1 protein-coding gene is annotated in these 543 nt (G+C 71.8%); it reads right to left on the bottom strand.

Annotation, left to right across the window (positions count from 1 at the left end):
- Nucleotides 1-49 precede the first annotated feature (49 nt).
- Nucleotides 50-543, bottom strand: a 494-nt coding sequence (locus AC4FQ5_RS20090; RefSeq protein WP_491146484.1) for a CoA transferase, incomplete at its 5' end; no start/stop codon positions are given.

Genomic DNA, 543 nt, shown 5'->3' with positions numbered 1-543 from the left:
AGCGAGATCCGGTCGGCGTCGCTCGTGCCGATGGCCGTGGGGAAGTCCGTCATCGTGTTCCTTCGTTCGGGGTCGCCGCGCCATGGGAACCCGCGGCGGGTTCGCCCGACGTCTCGCCGAGCGGTCCGGGATCCACAGCGTCGAGCCACGCGCGGATCTCCTCGCTGTGCTCGCCGAGCGTGGGCGGTGCGCTCACGTAACGGACCGGGGTGCGGGAGAACGTGATCGGGTTCCGCACCATGGGGATGGCGTCGGCTCCGGACCCCACGGATACGACGGGGTCGAGCCCGAGCGAGTCGGCGAGCGCGACGCCGCCGTCGATCGTGTTGATGGGGCCGCACGCCACTCCCGCGTCGGTGAGGACCTGGAACCACTCCTGGACGGTCCGCGTGGCGAGCGCCTCGACGAGCAACGGTCGGAGCTCCTCGCGGTTCCGGTTCCGGTCCTCCGACGAAGCGAACCGCTCGTCGTCCGCGAGCTCGGGGACGCCGAGCGCCGCCGCGAGCGCCACGAACTGCGGCGTGTTCGCGGCGACGATGACGA

The organism is Chryseobacterium sp. DT-167 (assembly GCF_058310155.1).
The sequence above is the reverse complement of the archived record's forward strand: the minus strand, read 5'-3'. Positions and strand labels throughout refer to the sequence as shown.